The following is a 13,837-nucleotide window of genomic DNA, read 5'->3' on the forward strand; positions in this document are numbered from 1 at the left end:
CGCCGTTTTGCCATGTGCGGCGATGGGAACGCTATTGGCAAAGCCCGGCCGGCGGTCCCTTGAGCACGTTCGGCCCGTTCAGCGTCGCGGTCGGCCCCGGCCGGCGCGGGTGGAGGGCGGCGGCGTAGAAGGGATCGGCCTCCGCCTGGTCCAGCGTGGTGAAGCGGAAGCCCATCGCGCGATATTGCGCCAGGATCCGGGGCAGGAGCTGCGCATCGAACGCGCCGACATGCATCAGCAGCACATAGGGGATGTCGTGCCCGACCTGCGCCTGCGCCCGCGACCGGGCGGCGAGCGCGGCGGCGCGGGCGTCGGCCAGCATCCCCGTCTCCAGCCGTGCGATCGCGGCCCGGTCGCCCTTGGCGGCGCAGGCGGCATAGACGGGGTTCCAGGCGAAATCGTCGAAGCTCATCGTCACGCCGGCGATGCGATAGCCGTCCGCCGCCAGCCGCGCGCGGACCGCGTCGCGCGCCGCCGGGTCGCGCCCCTCCGCCAGGAAGGGATAGCGGAACCAGTGCCAGTCGCTCCGCCCGGCGGCGGCCGCCAGCGGCGCTTCGTTCGCCTTCACCGAGGCGAGAAAGGCGGGCGCCCCGACCTGGTCCAGATTCTCGTGCGCGAAGCTGTGGTTGCCGAGCGGGAAGCCCGCCGCCCGCCACGCCCGGATCGCCGCCGCCGAGGTCGGATCGTCCAGCCCGAAGCCGGCATTGAGGAAGCCATGCGCCGGCGCGCCCGCGTCGCGCAGCGCCTTGGTGATGCGGCGGATCACGTCCAGCCGGGTCATGCCGGGCGGCAGGGGGCCATGCGCCGGGATATCGTCGAAGGTGATCGCGATCGTCGGGGCGGGGGCGGGGGCGGCTCGTGCGGGGGCGGGGGCGACCGGGACGGGAGCGACGGCCGCCGCGACCGCGACTGGCCGCCGACGCGCGGTGAACAGCGTCAGCGGCACGGCGTCGCCCATGGCCTTGTAGCCCGCCTCGGACGGGTGGAGATGGTCGCCGGAATCATAGGCAGGCAACAGCCGCTCGGGATGCGCGGGGTCGCGCAACAGCCGGTCGAAATCGACGACGGCATCGAACGTGCCGCTGGTGCGGATGAAGGCGTTGATCGCCTGCCGGTCCGCCTCCGTCGCCGCGCCGGGATGGTAATAGGTGTTGCCGCCAAACGGCGTGATCGTGCCGCCGATCAGCGTGATGCCATGCGCATGGGCGCGATCGGCGAGTTGGCGGTAGGCGGCGGTGATCCGCTGCACGATCGCGCGGTGCTGGTCCGGCGTGGCGGGGGCCTCGCGGGTCAGCACGCCCAGATCGTTGACTCCCTCCAGCAGGATCGCCCAGCGCACATCGGTGCGCGCGATCACGTCGCGGTCGAAGCGCGCCATCAGATTGGGGCCGTTGCCATCGAGCAGCACGCGCCCGCCGCCGATGCCGGCATTGACCAGCCCGATCCCCCGCGTCGGCGCATCGCCGCGCAGCCGTCCGGCGAGGATGTCGGTCCAGCGCGTGTTGCGGTTGCCGGTGACGCCGTATCCGTCGGTGATCGAATCGCCGATCGCGACCAGCGTTCCCTGCGTTGCCGCGTCCGCCACCTCGACATCGGCGATGCCGTACCAGCGGGTCATGGTCGTGGCGGCGGGCAGGTCGGGATCGGCGACGTGATTGCCGGCGAGGACGAAGTTCGCGCCGCGCGCGCCGGGGTGGCCGGTCTGCACGCTAGGCAGGTCGGGCCAGTAGAGGCTGATCGCCAGATCCGCACCCGGCCGCAGCGGCAGGGCGACGGGATCGGACCAGAGCTCCGCGCCCGGCGGGATCACCGCCTGCGCCTGGCCTGCGAAGCGCAAGGGCGTGGCCGCGCCGGTCTGCGCGGTGCCGGGGGCGAGTGCGGGGGCGACGCTCGCCGCACCGATCGTCAGCGGCGCGGTGCCGAAGACGTTGGAGAAGCGGATGCGCACCCGCTCGCCCCCCGCCGACAGCCGGACGATCTGGCGCAGCGTCACCGCCTTGCCCTGAGCGGTCGGCAGCGCATTGTCGCCATCGGCGACCAATTGCGCCGAGCCCCAGCTTCCGACCCAATGACCGGCGCGGTCGCGGTCGCGGTCGCGCGCGGGTGCGGCGGCGGTCAGCGCGGTGGCGGCGAGCAGGGCGGCGAGGGGAGTGATGGGTCGCATGGTCGTCAGGTCCGATCGGCGGCGGCGGCGAAGGCGGCGGCGAGGCTGTCGCGCATCGGTTTGGGGTTGAAGCGATCGTCATAGGGACAGGGGCGACGACGCGCGCCGTCCTTGCGCGGCTCGAACCCCTCGATCCAGCTGTAACGATCGCTCATCCCCCAGACGAGCACGTCGCGAAGCTGAGGATAGCTGAACATCAGGTCGCAATAGGCGCGGGTATAATCCGCCACCGCCCTGTCGCGGACGTTCGGGTCGGCGGGCAGATTGTTGTCGCGTACGTCCAGCTCGGTGATGACCAGGCCATAGCCCATCCCCGTCACCGCATCCAGGAAGCGCCGCCACTCCGCCTCGCGCGCGGTGGCGTCGCTGCCCGCCGGCTGGGTCATGATGTGCGACTGCACGCCCAGCGCATCGACGGGGACGCCGCGTGCCTTGAACCCCTCCAGCAGCGTGAGCACCCCCGCCCGGTGGCGGTCGTTGCCCGGCTCCCAGCTCATATAGTCGTTGTAGACGAGCTGCGCGTGCGGCGCGGCGGCGCGCGCGGTGCGGAAGGCGAGGTCGAGCGTCGGCTCCGCCCCGCCGATCGCCCTCGACAAGGCGGTGTCGTAGAGCGCGCCGGTGGCGGGCGTCACCGCCTCGTTGACGACGTCATAGCTGCGGATGCGCCGGCCGTAGCGGCGGCAGACCGTCTCGATATGCTGGACCAGCATCCGCTCGCCGGCCCGACGGCGATCGCGGCCGAAATCATGCGTCGCCATCCAGCGCGGCAGCCATTTGTCCTGGTGCCACAGCAGGTTGTGTCCGCGCATTGCGAGATGCTGGCGATCTGCCCAGTCGATCATCGCGTCGAACCGGGCGAAGTCGAACCGGTCGGGCGCGGGGCGCAGCGCCTGCCACTTCATCTCGTTCTCGGCGACCACCAGCCCGCACTCGCCGGTCACGAGCGCGGCATAGGCGGGATTGGCCCGGGAGCCGCTGTCGGTGCCCGCCGGCCGGCCATTGACCGCCGTGCCGAAGCGCATCCCGCGGGCCTTGGCCAGCGTGTCGAGCGACGGCCCCGCCGCCACCGCGGCCACCGCGCCGCGGCCGACAAGGCCGGTGCCGGCCAGTGCGGCCATGCCGGCCAGCATCGTTCTACGCGTCGGATGTTCGGTCATTGCGGGTTCCCCGGTGCGAACGGAAAGCGTTGCTGCTTGTACCAGTCGAGATCATGCGCGGGCGGCGCCATGCCGGCGGGCAGCGGCCGGCGGTTGACCGACATCCAATAGGCCAGGCTGGCGTCGCGCCACCAGCGCGCCTCGCGCTCCTGGACGGCGAGGAAGGTGGCGGTCTTCGCCCAGCGCTGCGGGTCGACCTGCCCGCGCAGGCCCTCCCATTCGCGCCGCATCGCCGCCACGGTGGCGACGCCCCGGTCGTACCGGCGCGCCAGCGTCTCCCACAGCGTCTGGCCGGAGGCCAGGCGATAGTCCCAGGACAGATGATGGAACCACAGCAACTCGCCCTCCGGCGTGGTGCGCGGATCGGCCAGCTTCGCGGCGAGGGCGGGGGCATATTGCGCGACGGCGTTGCTGCCCGTGCGGGTGCGGTCGAAGCCGATGCCGTTCCGGTCGGCGCGGTGATAATAGACCGGGTTCCATTCCGGCCGCTTCAGCTCGGATACCCAGGGGCCGGGGCCGTAATGATGGCCGGTCGCCATCAGATGGGCGAGGCCGAGCGCGCCGGTATAGTCGACCACCGCCTCGCGCGAGCGCATCAGCATGGCGGTGACGGTCCGCATCACCTCGGGATCCCGGCCGAAGGTCTGCGCGGTCCATTCGCGCGCGATCGCCTCCGGCGTCAGGCCGGGGTCCCAGGCCAGCCGACCGAAGGCGTACCAATTGGCCTGGTTGAACGGCGATCCCGTCCAGTCGCGACTGTCGCCGATATTGGCGACCCCCGCCATGCCGGTCAGCGTATGCCCCTCCAGCGACCCGTCGACGACCCGCGCCACGGTCGCGCCCGGCGCGGTGCCGGTTTCGGCATCCAGCGTCTCGGCGAACAGCGGTGCGAGATAGGCCAGGTGGGTGGCGAAGCCCAGATACTCCTTGGTGATCTGGAACTCGATCATCAGCGGCGTCTTCGGCATCGCGCCGAACAGGGGGTGGAAGGGCTCGCGCGGCTGGAAGTCGATCGCGCCGTTCTTCACCTGCACCACGACATTGTCGGCGAAGCGCCCGTCGAGCGGCTTGAACTCGTCATAGGCCTGTTTCGCGCGGTCGTCCGGATCGGTGTCGGCATAGACGAAGGCGCGCCACATCACGATCCCGCCATGCGGTTTCACCGCCGCCGCCAGCATGTTGGCGCCGTCCGCATGGGTCGCGCCGTAATCGCGCGGACCCGGCTGGCCCTCGCTGTTCGCCTTGACCAGGAAGCCGCCGAAATCGGGGATGGCGCGGTAAATCTCGTCCGCCTTGGCGCGCCACCAGCGCGCCACCGCCGGGTCGCGCGGGTCGGCGGTCTTCAGCCCGCCCAGTTCGATCGGCGCGGAGAAGCGCGCCGACAGATAGACCTTGATGCCATAGGGGCGGAAGATGTCCGCCAGCGCCGCCGCCTTGGCGATATAGGGCGCGGTCAGGCTCTCCGCCTTGGCGTTGACGTTGTTGAGGACGGCGCCGTTGATCCCGATCGCGGCATTGGCGCGCGCATAGTCGGTGTAGCGCGGGTCCTTGTAATCGGGCAGCGTCCACCAGTCCCAGAGCGACTTGCCGGCATAGCCCCGCTCGACCACGCCATCCAGATTGTCCCAATGATCGAGGACGCGCAAGGCGATGCGCGGGCGCGAGCGCAGGTTGATCGGCGCGGCCGCGCCGTTCACCGCCACCTGCCGCAGCAGCGCGAACGCGCCGTAGAGGACGCCGCGCTCGCTGTCGCCGGTGACGACCAACGTGGGGCGGCCATCGACGGTCGCGCGGCGGACGACATAGCCCTCCGGCCCCTCGGACGGCAGGCGCAGCGCCTGGACCGCCGGGTCGGTGGCGGTCGCCAGCAGCACCGGTCCGAAGCCGGCGGGCAGGCCGCGCCGCAATTCGGCGGCGGCGGCGTCGAGCATCGCGGAACGACCGCGCACCGTCACGGCGTCGGGGGCGATGGTCCGGTCGGGATAGCGCATCCACAGGCGGTAACCGTCATCGGGCGCAAGGGCGTCGGAGTCGGCGGCGGCGGCGGCGGGCGCGGCCGCGTGCGCGAACAGCGGAGTCGATGCCCCGCCCAACAGCAGAAACAGTCCCAGCCTCAACGCCTTGGCGCGCATCCTTCTCTCCCGGTCGGGGCGGCGGCTGCGAGTTGACAGTCCGGCTCCGCCCTCTTCATGATACCGCTATCACCTGAACGGCGTCGGTAGCAACGCCGCACCAGGGATATGGGAGAGATTTGATATGACACGCCGATCCGCCGCCCCAGCCGGGGCGACCCGCCGCGATTGCCTGCGCTGGACGGGCGTCTCGTTGCTGGCGCTGATGCCGGCGTCGTTGCGCGCCGCGGCCCGGCAAGTCGCTCCCCTCTACAAGGATGCGCGCGCGCCGGTCGACCTGCGCGTCCGCGACCTGATGGCGCGGATGACGCTGGACGAGAAGGTCGCGCAGATGATCGCGCTCTGGGCGACCAAGGCGCAGGTGATGGCGGAGGGCGGGCTCGACTTCGATCCCGCCAGGGCCAGCCAGGCCTATCCCAACGGCTTCGGCCAGATCACCCGGCCGTCCGACAAGCGCGGCGGCCCGCGCGTGGCGGAGGTGGCAGGCGGCACCGGTGCGCAATATCGCGACTCGGCTTCGACCATCCGCTTCGTCAACAGCATCCAGCGTTGGGCGCGCGAGGAGACGCGACTGGGCATTCCGGTGCTGTTCCACGAGGAGTCGCTCCATGGTTACATGGCGCCGGGCGCGACCATGTTCCCCCAGGCGATCGGCATGGCGGGCAGCTTCGACCGCGACCTGGTCGAGCGGTGCCAGGCGGTGATCGGGCGCGAGGTGCGCGCGCATGGCAGCCAGCTCGCCCTGTCGCCGGTGGTCGACATCGCCCGCGATCCGCGCTGGGGCCGGATCGAGGAGACGTTCGGCGAGGACCCCTATCTCTGTGGCGAGATGGGCGTCGCGGCGGTGCGCGGGCTACAGGGCGACAGCGCGACGCTGCAACCCGGCAAGGTGTTCGCGACGCTGAAGCACATGACCGGCCATGGCCAGCCCCAGGCCGGCAACAATATCGCCCCCGCGCCGATCGCGATCCGCGAACTGCGCGAGTCCTTCTTCCCGCCGTTCCGCGCGGTGGTGGAGCGGACGAAGATCGCCGCGGTCATGCCTTCGTACAATGAGATCGACGGCGTGCCGAGCCATGCCAATCGCTGGCTGCTGGGCCAGGTGCTGCGCGGCGAATGGGGCTTCGACGGCGCGGTCGTCAGCGACTATGGCGCGGTGGAGGAGCTGGCGTCGATCCATCATGTCGCCGCCGACCGGCCGGCGGCGGCCCGCGCCGCGCTGGCGGCGGGGGTGGATAGCGAGCTGCCCGACGGCACCGCCTATCGCACGCTCGCCGACCAGGTGCGCGCCGGCACCGTGTCGCAGGCGGCGGTGGACCGGGCCTGCGCGCGGATTCTCTCGCTCAAGTTCCGCGCCGGGATGTTCGAGGCCGGACCGACCGATCCGGCCGCCGCCCAGCGGCTGACCGGCAACGCCGAGGCGCGCGCACTGGCGCTGGAGGCGGCGCGCAAGTCGCTGTGCCTGCTGTCCAATGACGGCACGCTGCCGCTGAAACCGGCGGGTCGCATCGCGGTGATCGGCCCCAATGCGGCGATCGCGCGGCTTGGGGGGTATTCCGCGCCGCCGCGCCAGAGCGTCAGCCTGCTCGACGGCATCCGCGCGCTCGCCGGGGACTCGGCGCAGATCGTCCATGCCCAGGGCGTGCGGATCACGCAGAGCGAGGATCGCTCCGCCGACGAGGTCAAGCTGGGCGATCCGGCGGAAAATCGCCGCCTGATCGCCGAGGCGGTGGAGGCGGCGCGCGGCGCGGACGTGATCGTGCTGGCGATCGGCGATACCGAACAGACCAGCCGCGAGGGCTTCGCGCGCAACCACCTGGGCGATCGCACCACGCTCGACCTGGTCGGCGACCAGAATGCGCTGTTCGATGCGCTCCATGCGCTGGGCAAGCCGGTGGTGGTCGCCGCTATCGCCGGCCGGCCCCCGAGCTGGCCGAACGTGATCGCGCGGGCGCATGCGGTGCTGCTCTGCTGGTATCCGGGGCAGGAGGGCGGCACCGCCATGGCGGAGGCGCTGTTCGGCCGGATCAATCCGGGCGCGAAGCTGCCGGTGACGGTGGCGCGCGAGGTCGGGCAGGTGCCGATCTATTACAATGCCAAGCCGTCGACCGGGCGCGGCTATCTGTTCGCGGACGGCGCGCCCCTGTTCCCGTTCGGCCATGGCCTCAGCTACACCCGCTTCGCCATCGGCGCGCCGCGCCTGTCCGCCCCGACGATCGGTCGGGCCGGCCGCGTGACCGTCGAGGTCGACGTCGCCAATATCGGCGACCGGGCGGGCGACGAGGTGGTGCAGCTCTACGTCCACGATCAGGTCGCCTCGGTCGCGCGGCCGGTCAAGGAGCTGAAGGGATTCGAGCGGGTGACGCTGGCGCCCGGCGAACGGCGGACGCTGCGCTTCGTGCTGGGGCCGGAGGCGTTCCGGATGATCGACGCCGACCTGCGCGAGACGGTGGAGCCGGGCCGGTTCACGATCATGGCGGGCGGCAATTCGGTCGAGCTGAAATCGGCGGAGCTGGAGATCGCCTAGCGGCGGATCGGGATGCGGGGAGGGATGAATGGCTGCCTTGGCAGGAGCATGGCGGGTCGACGCGCAAGCCCGGCGAAACCGGAAGGCACCCCGCGCCGGCGCCTTGCCGGGATAGCTTCACCCGCCATTCACCCGCGTCCTGCCAAGCGCCGGCCCCGTTGATCCCCTCCGGTTTTTCGCGGATAGCTGCACCCATGAAGCGTCCCACCGCTCGCCTGGCCGCCTTGGCCGCCGCGCTCCTCGTCTGGGCGCAGCCGGTCGCCGCGCAATCGATCCTGCGCGATGCCGAGACCGAGGCGATGTTCCACGACATGTCGGCGGACATCGTCAAGGCCGCCGGCCTCAATCCGCGCGACGTGCAGATCGTCCTGATCAACGACGGCTCGATCAACGCCTTCGTCGCGGGCGGGCAGATCGTCTATATCCATTCCGGCCTGATCGAGGCGGCGAGCAACGCCAACGAGGTGCAGGGCGTGATCGCGCACGAGGTCGGCCATATCGCCGACGGCCATGTCCTGTCGGGCGAGGCGGCGATGAAGCCGGCGATGGGCATGACCATCCTGTCGATGGTGCTGGGCCTGGCGGCGATGGCGGCCGGATCGGGCGATGCGGGCGCCGGCATCATGGCGATGGGCCAACAGGCGGCGATGGGCAAATACCTGTCGTTCAGCCGCACCCAGGAATCGACCGCGGACGCCTCCGCCGTCCGCTATCTCGACACCGCCGGGGTCAGCGGCAGGGGGATGCTGACCTTCTTCAAGAAGCTGGCGAACCAGGAATATCGCTACGGCACCGCCAATATCGATCCGTTCATGCAAACCCACCCGCTGTCGGGCGAGCGCATCGCCAACCTGACCGCCGACATCCAGAAGTCCAAGGCCTATAACGCCAGGCCGGACCCGGCGCTGGAGGAGCGGTTCCGCCGGGTGAAGGCCAAGCTGCTCGGCTATGTCGCCGAACCGTCGCGGACGCTGGCCGAATATCCGGAGACCGACCAGTCGCTCTACGCGCATTATGCGCGCGCCTATGCCTATCACAAGGGCGGCTATCCCGACAAAGCCGATGCCGAGGCGGCGGCGCTGATCGTCGCGCAGCCGCACGATCCGTACTTCCAGGAGATCCAGGGGCAGATCCTGCTGGAGGCGGGCAAGCCGCGCCTGGCGCTCGGACCGTTGCGCGCCGCGACCGAGGGGTCGCGCAGCAATCCGCTGATCGCCACCACCTATGGCCATGCGCTGATCGCGACCGAGGACAAGGCGAACCTGCCCGAGGCGATCCGCGTGCTGCGCATCGCCACGCAGCGCGACGACGACAATCCCTGGGCCTGGATGCAGCTCGGCACCGCCTATGAGCAGAGCGGCGACACGGCGCGCGCCGCGCTCGCCACCGCCGAGCGGGCTCAAATGACCGGCGACCAACGAACCGCCGTGCAGTCCGCGCGTTACGCCATGGCCAATATCCCCGCCAACACGCCCGACTGGATTCGCGCGCAAGACATCGCGATGACCTCCGGCGACGCGCTGGCCAGCGACAGGAAGAAGAAAAGACGATGAGAATCCTGACGCTCGCGCTGGTCGCGGTGGCCGGCGGGCTGGTCGGTGGCGGCGCGGTCCACCTGCTCGGCGATCGTGCCGGGTCGGGCGAGGCCGTGCGGACCTATCTGCTCGCGCATCCCGAAATCCTGCCCGAGGCGATGGCGAAGCTGCAGGCGCAGGAATCGGGCAAGTCGGTCGCCGCCAACCGCGCCGCGATCACCACGCCGTTCGGCAGCGCCTATGCCGGCAATCCGCGCGGCGACGTCACTTTGGTGGAATATTACGACTATAACTGCGGCTATTGCCGCGCCAGCCTGCCCGCGATCCGCCAGCTGGTCGCCAGCGACCCCAAGCTGCGGGTGGTGTTCCGCGAATTGCCGATCCTGGCGCCGACCAGCCGCGATGCCGCGCGGATGAGCCTGCTCGCCGCCGCGCAAGGCAAGTTCGCCGCCTTTCACGACGCGCTCTATGGCGGCGGCCGGGTGACGCCCGAGAGCATCGCCGCCGCCGCGGCCAAGGCCGGCGTCGACACCCGGCAACTCGCCGCGATGACCCCGAAGCTGGATGCGGAGATCGCCGGCAACCTGGCGATGGCCGGCCAGCTGGGCTTCACCGGCACGCCGTCCTGGGTGGTGGGCGACCAGGTTCTGTCTGGCGCGTTGCCGCCAGAGGACCTTGCCAAGGCGATCGCCGCGGCGCGAAAAGCCGCATGAGCCCCGATACCAACAGCGCGATCCTGCGCCTGCAAGGCGTCTCCAAACAGTATCGCGACGGGCCGACCGCGCTCCATTCGGTCGATCTCGACATCCGGCGCGGCGAGATTTTCGCGCTGCTCGGGCCGAACGGCGCGGGCAAGACGACGCTGATCTCGATCGTTTGCGGCATCGTCACCGCGTCCGCGGGCACGATCCTGGTCGACGGACATGACGCGCAGGCCGACTACAAGGCGGCGCGGCGGCGGATCGGGCTGGTGCCGCAGGAGCTGGCGACCGACGCGTTCGAGACGGTGCTCGCCACCGTCTCCTTCTCGCGCCGGCTGTTCGGCCGCGCCGCCGACCCCGCCTATGTCGAACGGCTCCTGCGCGACCTGTCGCTGTGGGAGAAGCGGTCGGCCAAGATCAAGGACCTGTCGGGCGGGATGAAGCGCCGTGTGCTGATCGCCAAGGCGCTGGCGCATGAGCCCGAGCTGCTGTTCCTCGACGAACCCTCCGCCGGAGTCGACGTGGCGCTGCGCCGCGACATGTGGACGCTGGTGCGGTCGCTGCGCGATCGCGGCGTGACCATCATCCTGACCACGCATTATATCGAGGAGGCCGAGGAGATGGCCGACCGGGTCGGCGTGATCGCCCGGGGCCGGCTGCTGCTGGTCGAGGACAAGGCGGCGCTGATGCGGAAGCTGGGCAAGCGCGAACTGGACCTGACGCTGGTCGAGCCGCTGGGCCAGGTGCCGGTGGAACTGGCCGAATGGAGCCCGACGCTGGAACATGACGGCCATGTGCTCCGCTATGTCTTCAACGCCACCGACGAGCACACCGGCATCCCCGGCTTTCTGCGCCGGGTCGGCGACCTCGGCCTCCATTTCAAGGACCTGGAGACCGCCAAGTCGAGCCTGGAGGATATCTTCGTCGATCTGGTGGAGCGCGAGCGGTGAGGGGGGCGATCGATACGATGACCTATGCACCCCCTTCTTCCACCTCGCTTCCTTCTACCACCCCGGCGGAGGCCGGGGTCCAGTCGGGCGACGTATATGGTCACTCGCGAATCTCCTCCAACGGGATCCCGGCCTTTGCCGGGATGGTAGGGAGTGGTCGAACCTTGGCGGCCAGACCAATGGCACCTCACCCTGGAGTCCGATCATGAACCTTCACGGCATCTGGGCCATCTACCGCTTCGAGATGGCGCGGTTCGGGCGGACGATCTGGACCAGCCTGGCGGTGCCCGTCATCACCACATCGCTCTATTTCATCGTCTTCGGCTCGGCGATCGGGTCGCAGATGCGCGAGGTGTCGGGGGTGCCTTACGGCGCGTTCATCGTGCCCGGGCTGATGCTGCTCGCGATCTTCTCGGAGAGCATTCTCAACGCGTCGCTCGGCATCTACATGCCCAAGTTCACCGGCACCATCTACGAGATTCTGTCCGCGCCGCTGTCGCCGATCGAAACGGTGCTGGGCTATGTCGGCGCGGCCACGACCAAGTCGCTGCTGATCGGCCTGATCATCTTCGCCACCGCGCATCTGTTCGTCGACCTGCCGGTCGCGCATCCCGTCCTGATGCTGCTCTATCTGCTGCTGGTCGCGGCGGCCTTCTGCCTGTTCGGCTTCGCCATCGGCATCCTCGCCAATGGCTTTGAGCAACTGCAGGTCGTGCCGCTGCTGATCGTCACGCCGCTCACCTTTCTGGGCGGCGCCTTCTATTCGGTGCAGATCCTGCCCGAGCCGTGGCGGACGGTGACGCTGTTCAATCCGGTCGTCTACCTGATCAACGGCTTCCGCTGGACGTTCTTCGGGCAGAGCGATGTCGGGGTCGGAATCAGCCTAGGCGTTTCCTTCGCCTTCCTGTGCGCGTGCTTGGCCTTCGTCACGATCATCTTCCGGACGGGCTGGCGGCTGAAGGCGTAGACTGAATTCTGAGCGCCGGCCAGATCACCAGTCCGTTCAGGTCCACCAGCATGTGGAGCAGCACGACCAGCCATAGCGCGCCGCTCTCCAGATAGACCCAGGCCATCACCGCGCCGAGCAGCGTCGTCGCCACCATGCCGCGCCAGCCCTGATAGCGGTGCATCGCGCCGAAGATCAGCGTCGCCAGCCCGAATCCGGCCCAGGCGTTCCCGGTGGCCAGCGTGATGAGCAACGGCAGCAACAGGCGGAAGAACGGCTCCTCGGTCGTGCCGGCCACGATCGCGACGGCAAGCCCCCAGGGCAGCTCGTGCCGGTCGCGCGGCATCAGCGCGCCGGGATTGCCGATCGGTCGGCCGCCAGCCCGAGCCCGCCAGGCCGCGACCGCCAGGCCCAGCAGCGTGCCGCCGAGCGCCCCGGCGATCACCTCGTGCGGGACGAGCGCGGGCAGGGCCTCGCGTACCGGCAGGAAGACCGCCGGCAGCCCGGCCAGCGTCGCCCAGCCGTTCAGCACCGCCAGCGACACGAGCACCGGCAGCAGGAATGCCGCCAGCGCCCGCATCACCCAAGCCCGGTACATCGCGTCGCGACCCCGGGCGCGGTCCTTGGGCCGTACGAACCAGCCCGCCGCCACCAGCGAACTGGCCAGCAGCAGCAGGGGAAGCGCGTGGCTCACCCCAGGCGATGCTCGCCCTTCACCCAGCGCACCGTGCCGGACGAGGCGCGCATCACGACGCTTTCGGTGGTCATCATCCCGGCCCGGCGCTTGACGCCGGCCAGCAGCGACCCGTCGGTCACGCCGGTCGCGGCGAAGATGCAGTCGCCCTTGGCCAGATCGGTCAGGTCGTATTGCCGGTCGAGATCGGTCACGCCCCATTTGGCGGCGCGGGCGCGCTCGTCGTCATTGCGGAACAGCAGCCGGCCCTTGAATTGCCCGCCGACGCAGCGCAGCGCCGCGCAGGCTAACACTCCTTCGGGCGCACCGCCCGATCCCATATAGATGTCGATCGTCGTGTCCGGGTTGGTCGTCGCGATCACGCCCGCGACGTCACCGTCGCCGATCAGCACCACGCCGCAGCCGATCGACCGCAACTCGGCGATCAGCGCCTCGTGGCGGGGCCGGTCGAGCACGCAGGCGACGATGTCGCTGGGCTTCACGCCCTTGGCGGCGGCCACGGCGGCGACATTCTCGGTCACCGACTTGTCGAGGTCGATGACGTTGTCGGGCAGGCCGGGGCCGACCGCGATCTTGTCCATATAGACGTCCGGCGCGTTGAGCAGGCCGCCGCGCTCCGCGATCGCCAGCACCGCCAGGCTGTTTGGCCCGGCCTTGGCGCAGATCGTGGTTCCTTCCAGCGGGTCGAGCGCGATGTCGATCTCCGGGCCCGCGCCGGTGCCGACCTTCTCGCCGATATAGAGCATCGGCGCCTCGTCGCGTTCGCCCTCGCCGATCACCACGGTGCCGTCCATGTCCAGCTCGTTGAGCGCGGCGCGCATCGCCTCGACGGCCGCGGCATCCGCGGCCTTCTCGTCGCCGCGCCCGACCAGCGTCGAGGCGGCGATCGCCGCCGCCTCGGTCACCCGGACCATTTCGAGGACGAGCACGCGGTCGAGGACGTTGCTGGCAGTCGCGATCATAGGGGTCTCCGTGGCGGACGATGCGTTGAACACGTTAAACACGTGAATAGCCCGGCGGGTTGCGGCGGG

General features: G+C 70.2%; 10 protein-coding genes. 5 read left to right on the forward strand and 5 right to left on the reverse strand.

The genetic code is table 11. The features are described 5' to 3' along the window. Positions 1-31: 31 nt before the first annotated feature. The 3 genes from GGQ96_RS07895 to GGQ96_RS07905 are packed head-to-tail and all read right to left on the reverse strand — an operon-like array spanning position 32 to position 5,453. Positions 32-2,164 carry a GDSL-type esterase/lipase family protein gene (locus GGQ96_RS07895; RefSeq protein WP_184113350.1) on the reverse strand — a complete coding sequence of 711 codons (2,133 nt, stop codon included), beginning with the start codon at positions 2,162-2,164 and terminating at the stop codon, positions 32-34. Between the two features lie 5 nt (positions 2,165-2,169). Next, positions 2,170-3,321: an endo-1,4-beta-xylanase gene (locus tag GGQ96_RS07900; protein ID WP_184113352.1), complete on the reverse strand. Its 1,152-nt coding sequence runs from the start codon at positions 3,319-3,321 to the stop codon at positions 2,170-2,172. Then, positions 3,318-5,453, reverse strand: a complete 2,136-nt coding sequence (locus tag GGQ96_RS07905) for an alpha-glucuronidase family glycosyl hydrolase (RefSeq protein ID WP_184113354.1) — start codon at positions 5,451-5,453, stop codon at positions 3,318-3,320. Before GGQ96_RS07905 ends, GGQ96_RS07900 begins: the two co-directional genes overlap by 4 nt. A gap of 124 nt (positions 5,454-5,577) precedes the next feature. Here GGQ96_RS07905 and GGQ96_RS07910 point away from each other — a divergent pair, with 124 nt between their 5' ends. The 5 genes from GGQ96_RS07910 to GGQ96_RS07930 all read left to right on the forward strand — a co-directional run bounded on the left by GGQ96_RS07910 (position 5,578) and on the right by GGQ96_RS07930 (position 12,133). Next, positions 5,578-7,980, forward strand: coding sequence for a glycoside hydrolase family 3 N-terminal domain-containing protein (locus tag GGQ96_RS07910; RefSeq protein WP_184113356.1), 2,403 nt, complete (start codon positions 5,578-5,580; stop codon positions 7,978-7,980). Positions 7,981-8,174: 194 nt separating this feature from the next. Continuing rightward, positions 8,175-9,533: a M48 family metalloprotease gene (locus tag GGQ96_RS07915; protein ID WP_184113358.1), complete on the forward strand. Its 1,359-nt coding sequence runs from the start codon at positions 8,175-8,177 to the stop codon at positions 9,531-9,533. Next, entirely contained in the window at positions 9,530-10,228 is a 699-nt protein-coding gene (locus GGQ96_RS07920) for a DsbA family protein (protein WP_184113360.1), read from the forward strand. Before GGQ96_RS07915 ends, GGQ96_RS07920 begins: the two co-directional genes overlap by 4 nt. Then, positions 10,225-11,166, forward strand: a complete 942-nt coding sequence (locus GGQ96_RS07925) for an ABC transporter ATP-binding protein (protein WP_184113362.1) — start codon at positions 10,225-10,227, stop codon at positions 11,164-11,166. The genes GGQ96_RS07920 and GGQ96_RS07925 overlap by 4 nt, the downstream gene beginning before the upstream one ends. A gap of 205 nt (positions 11,167-11,371) precedes the next feature. Next, the gene (locus GGQ96_RS07930; RefSeq protein ID WP_184113364.1) at positions 11,372-12,133 is read left to right on the forward strand and encodes an ABC transporter permease; all 762 of its coding nucleotides are present in this window, start codon (positions 11,372-11,374) and stop codon (positions 12,131-12,133) included. On the opposite strand, the gene GGQ96_RS21760 is transcribed toward GGQ96_RS07930, so the two are convergent. Beyond that, positions 12,099-12,806, reverse strand: coding sequence for a CPBP family glutamic-type intramembrane protease (locus GGQ96_RS21760; protein ID WP_184113365.1), 708 nt, complete (start codon positions 12,804-12,806; stop codon positions 12,099-12,101). The genes GGQ96_RS07930 and GGQ96_RS21760 overlap by 35 nt on opposite strands. Further along, positions 12,803-13,768, reverse strand: coding sequence for a class II fructose-bisphosphatase (glpX, locus tag GGQ96_RS07940; protein WP_184113366.1), 966 nt, complete (start codon positions 13,766-13,768; stop codon positions 12,803-12,805). Before glpX ends, GGQ96_RS21760 begins: the two co-directional genes overlap by 4 nt. Between the last annotated feature and the right edge of the window lie 69 nt (positions 13,769-13,837).

Origin of the sequence: Sphingomonas abaci (assembly GCF_014199625.1) — a bacterium.
Taxonomy (GTDB): domain Bacteria; phylum Pseudomonadota; class Alphaproteobacteria; order Sphingomonadales; family Sphingomonadaceae; genus Sphingomonas; species Sphingomonas abaci.

What these genes read in the sequence shown, in the direction of transcription:
- GGQ96_RS07895 (WP_184113350.1), bottom strand. Translation starts at nt 2,164, where the DNA reads ATGCGACCCATCACTCCCCTCGCCGCCCTGCTCGCCGCCACCGCGCTG.
- GGQ96_RS07900 (WP_184113352.1), bottom strand. Translation starts at nt 3,321, where the DNA reads ATGACCGAACATCCGACGCGTAGAACGATGCTGGCCGGCATGGCCGCA.
- GGQ96_RS07905 (WP_184113354.1), bottom strand. Translation starts at nt 5,453, where the DNA reads ATGCGCGCCAAGGCGTTGAGGCTGGGACTGTTTCTGCTGTTGGGCGGG.
- GGQ96_RS07910 (WP_184113356.1), top strand. Translation starts at nt 5,578, where the DNA reads ATGACACGCCGATCCGCCGCCCCAGCCGGGGCGACCCGCCGCGATTGC.
- GGQ96_RS07915 (WP_184113358.1), top strand. Translation starts at nt 8,175, where the DNA reads ATGAAGCGTCCCACCGCTCGCCTGGCCGCCTTGGCCGCCGCGCTCCTC.
- GGQ96_RS07920 (WP_184113360.1), top strand. Translation starts at nt 9,530, where the DNA reads ATGAGAATCCTGACGCTCGCGCTGGTCGCGGTGGCCGGCGGGCTGGTC.
- GGQ96_RS07925 (WP_184113362.1), top strand. Translation starts at nt 10,225, where the DNA reads ATGAGCCCCGATACCAACAGCGCGATCCTGCGCCTGCAAGGCGTCTCC.
- GGQ96_RS07930 (WP_184113364.1), top strand. Translation starts at nt 11,372, where the DNA reads ATGAACCTTCACGGCATCTGGGCCATCTACCGCTTCGAGATGGCGCGG.
- glpX (WP_184113366.1), bottom strand. Translation starts at nt 13,768, where the DNA reads ATGATCGCGACTGCCAGCAACGTCCTCGACCGCGTGCTCGTCCTCGAA.